Source organism: uncultured Amaricoccus sp. (assembly GCF_937858865.1).
In the GTDB taxonomy this organism is placed as follows: Bacteria; Pseudomonadota; Alphaproteobacteria; order Rhodobacterales; family Rhodobacteraceae; genus Amaricoccus.
The window spans coordinates 1-3489 of the sequence record NZ_CALLYO010000556.1; the positions used below are offsets into that span (position 1 = coordinate 1).

The following is a 3489-nucleotide window of genomic DNA, read 5'->3' on the forward strand; positions in this document are numbered from 1 at the left end:
ACTATTCTTGTCGGGAATGGAGGATCGGGCGGTGAAGAACCCCTGGATGAGCCTGTGGCTGAGCGCGGCGAACCGGACGGCGGGGACCGCACGGGGCCTCTGGACGGCGGAGGCCCGCCGGCAGCAGCAGGCCTTCGCGAAGGAGATGACGAGGGCCTGGGGTCTCGCGCCGGCGAAGCGGAAGAAGCCGGCACGGAAGCGCCCGGGGAAGTGATCGCCAAGCGCGGCAAGCCGGTGGCGGTGGTGATCCCGGTGGCGGATGCCGCCTGGCTGGAGGCGATGGAGGACAAGATCGACGTCGAGCTGGCGCGCGAGGCGCTGGCGGAGATGGAGCGGATGAGGGGCAGGACCGGGACGCTCGAGGAGGTCTTCGCCGAGCCGGACGACGAAGCGGGCGAGCTGGACAAGCGCGACTGACCCTGCGTGTACCGGCTCGAATACGCTGCCGCTGCCCGAGCGGCAATCCGGGCGATACGGGACCGGAGGCTGAAGGGTCGGATCGAGGCGGCGCTGCTAAGGCTGCACGAGAACCCGCGCGCGGCCGAGGCGAAGCGGCTCGCCGGGCAGGAGGGGCTGCTGCGCATCCGGGGGGGACTGGCGTATCCTCTACGAGGTGCGGGAGCGGGAGGTGCTGGTCAAGCACTCACATACTTACTTGCTTGCTAATTAACGGGGTTGTCCAGCGCCTCGGGAATTCGATCCTTAATTTGCACCACGAGTCTATCAAGCAGCACCCAAGCCTGAGAGGCAATGGCATTGGCCTTCTTGCTTTCCTCGCTTCTTCGGTCGTATTCTTCTTGCGGAACAATCCGGAAGGGTTTGTATCCAGTTTTGAACTTACCTCCGATCTTTTCCGGAACGGTATCTTGAGACACTTTCCGCATCAGAGCACTTAAGCGCTCCATCAAGTCGGATAACTCGGCGTTCAGCCTTTTGTTTGTGAAGACGAAAGCGCCCCGTTCCCAGCGATCCAAAAGGCTAATGAGCCTTGAGTATATCTCATCGTCCACGAATGACCAAAGGTCAGTGTCCTTAAGAAGGTAGCGTAGCTCCCCCGCATGGAGTTCGACAAGTTCCCTCGCTACTCTAATATCGTTCTGTGAAGTTGACTTTGGCTTAAATTCCTCACTTTGATGCCACTCGGCGAATATTCAAATGACAAAGGCAGACAGAAAGAAAAAGAGCTTTTCCCCTTGAACGAAGGCCTTCAGGTCGGCAGGCCACAACAGCACCACTAACAGGCCCATGGCAGTTAGGCCCGCTCCGATGCGAGCGAAGGTTTGCTCCCTCCTACCCATCCATCTTCAGCGCGTTGATGAACGCCTCCTGCGGGATCTCCACCCGCCCGAACTGGCGCATCTTCTTCTTGCCGGCCTTCTGCTTCTCGAGGAGCTTGCGCTTCCTCGTGATGTCCCCTCCGTAGCATTTCGCCGTCACGTCCTTGCGCAGGGCGGAGATGGTCTCGCGGGCGATGATGCGGCCGCCGATCGCCGCCTGGATCGGGATCTTGAAGAGGTGCTGGGGGATCAGCTCCTTCAGCTTCTCGACCATGGCGCGGCCCCGCGCATCGGCCCGGGCGCGGTGGACCATGGTGGAGAGGGCGTCGACCGGCTCGTCGTTGACGAGGATCTGCATCTTGACCAGGTCGTCCTCCTGGTAGCCGGTCAGGTGGTAGTCGAAGGAGGCGTAGCCCTTGGTGACGGACTTCAGGCGGTCGTAGAAGTCGAAGACGACCTCGTTGAGCGGCAGGTCGTAGACGACCATGGCGCGGGAGCCGGCGTAGGTGAGGTCCTGCTGGATGCCGCGGCGGTCCTGGCAGAGCTTCAGGACGTCGCCGAGGTAGGCGTCGGGGACGAGGATGGTCGCCTTGATGCGGGGCTCCTCGATGTGGTCGATGCGGACCGGCTCGGGCATGTCGGCGGGGTTGTGCAGCTCGAGCATGGTGCCGTCGGTCTTGAAGACACGGTAGACGACGGAGGGCGCCGTGGTGATGAGGTCGAGGTCGAACTCGCGCTCGAGCCGCTCGCGGACCACTTCGAGGTGGAGGAGGCCGAGGAAGCCGCAGCGGAAGCCGAAGCCGAGGGCGGCGGAGGTCTCCATCTCGGCCGTGAACGAAGCGTCGTTGAGCTGCAGCTTCTCGATGGCGTCGCGCAGCGCCTCGAAATCGGCGGCGTCGACCGGGAAGAGGCCGCAGAAGACCACCGGGATCGAGGGCTGGAAGCCGGGCAGCGGCTCGGTCGCGCCCTTGCGCTCGTGGGTGATCGTGTCGCCGACGCGGGTGTCGCGGACCTGCTTGATCGAGGCGGTGAGAAAGCCGATCTCGCCGGGGCCGAGCGCGTCGACCGGCAGCATGCCGGGGCGGAAGACGCCGATGCGGTCGACCGGGTAGAGGGCACCGGTCTGCATCATGCGGATGCGGTCGCCCTTGCGCAGCACGCCGTCGAAGATGCGGACGAGCACGACGACGCCGAGGTAGGCGTCGTACCACGAATCGACCAGCATCGCCTTGAGGGGCGCGTTCGCGTCGCCCTTCGGCGCCGGCAGGCGGTGGACGATGGCCTCGAGCACGTCCGGGATGCCGAGGCCGGTCTTGGCCGAGATCTCGACGGCGCCGGAGGCGTCGATGCCGATGACGTCCTCGATCTGCTCCTTCACGCGCTCGGGCTCGGCGGCGGGCAGGTCGATCTTGTTGAGGACCGGGACGATCTCGTGGCCGGCGTCGATCGCCTGGTAGACGTTGGCGAGGGTCTGGGCCTCGACGCCCTGGGAGGCGTCGACGACGAGGAGCGAGCCCTCGACGGCGCGCATCGAGCGGGAGACCTCGTAGGCGAAGTCGACGTGGCCGGGGGTGTCGATCAGGTTGAGGCAGTAGGTCTCGCCGTCCTTCGCCTTGTATTCGAGGCGCACGGTCTGCGCCTTGATGGTGATGCCGCGCTCGCGCTCGATCTCCATGTTGTCGAGGAGCTGCGCCTTCATGTCGCGGTCGGCGACAGTGCCGGTCGACTGGATCAGCCGGTCGGCCAGGGTCGATTTCCCGTGGTCGATGTGGGCGACGATGGAGAAGTTGCGGATGCGGCTCGGGTCGGTCATGGGCCCGGGGTATGAGGCGCGGGCGGGGCGCTCGTCAAGCGGGCGTCGAGCGGTCGTCAGCCGCCCTGGCGCAGGCGCTCGAGCAGGATGCGCTCGACCTGCTCGGCGCGGGTCGGAGCGGGGGCGATCACGCCGGGGATCTGGTAGGGTGCGGGCGCGGCGGTGGCGGGGGTGCCGCGCAGGGGGGTCGCGGGCGCGCTGCGCGCCGCGGTGCGGCTCCCGGTGCGCGGGGCGCCGGCGTCGGGCGCGCCGGCGAGCCAGACCTCGACCGTCCCGGCCGCGGCCGGGGTCGGATAGTCGGTGAAGTCGCGCGCCTCGGGCGCGTCGCCGTCGAGGGCGGGCGCGACGAGCGGGGCGAGCGCGGCGGCCGGCTCGCGGTCGCCCGCATCGTAGTAGCGG

The 3489-nt window shown here is 66.5% G+C and carries 4 protein-coding genes and 1 pseudogene; 2 read left to right on the forward strand and 3 right to left on the reverse strand.

The genetic code is table 11. The annotated features are described in order from the left end of the window. Positions 1–31: 31 nt before the first annotated feature. A complete protein-coding gene (locus tag Q0112_RS16480) occupies positions 32–214 on the forward strand; it encodes a hypothetical protein (protein ID WP_297977075.1) in 183 nt (60 codons plus the stop codon). Beyond that, the gene (locus Q0112_RS16485) at positions 211–417 is read left to right on the forward strand and encodes a type II toxin-antitoxin system prevent-host-death family antitoxin (protein WP_297977076.1); all 207 of its coding nucleotides are present in this window, start codon (positions 211–213) and stop codon (positions 415–417) included. Before Q0112_RS16480 ends, Q0112_RS16485 begins: the two co-directional genes overlap by 4 nt. A gap of 245 nt (positions 418–662) precedes the next feature. On the opposite strand, the gene Q0112_RS16490 is transcribed toward Q0112_RS16485, so the two are convergent. The 3 genes and pseudogenes from Q0112_RS16490 to Q0112_RS16500 form a co-directional block, all read right to left on the reverse strand. Continuing rightward, the gene (locus Q0112_RS16490; RefSeq protein WP_297977077.1) at positions 663–1010 is read right to left on the reverse strand and encodes a hypothetical protein; all 348 of its coding nucleotides are present in this window, start codon (positions 1008–1010) and stop codon (positions 663–665) included. Between the two features lie 280 nt (positions 1011–1290). Further along, positions 1291–3090, reverse strand: a complete 1800-nt coding sequence (lepA, locus tag Q0112_RS16495) for a translation elongation factor 4 (protein ID WP_297977078.1) — start codon at positions 3088–3090, stop codon at positions 1291–1293. 56 nt (positions 3091–3146) lie between these two features. Further along, a pseudogene (locus Q0112_RS16500) lies at positions 3147–3489 on the reverse strand (hypothetical protein); the annotation flags it as partial.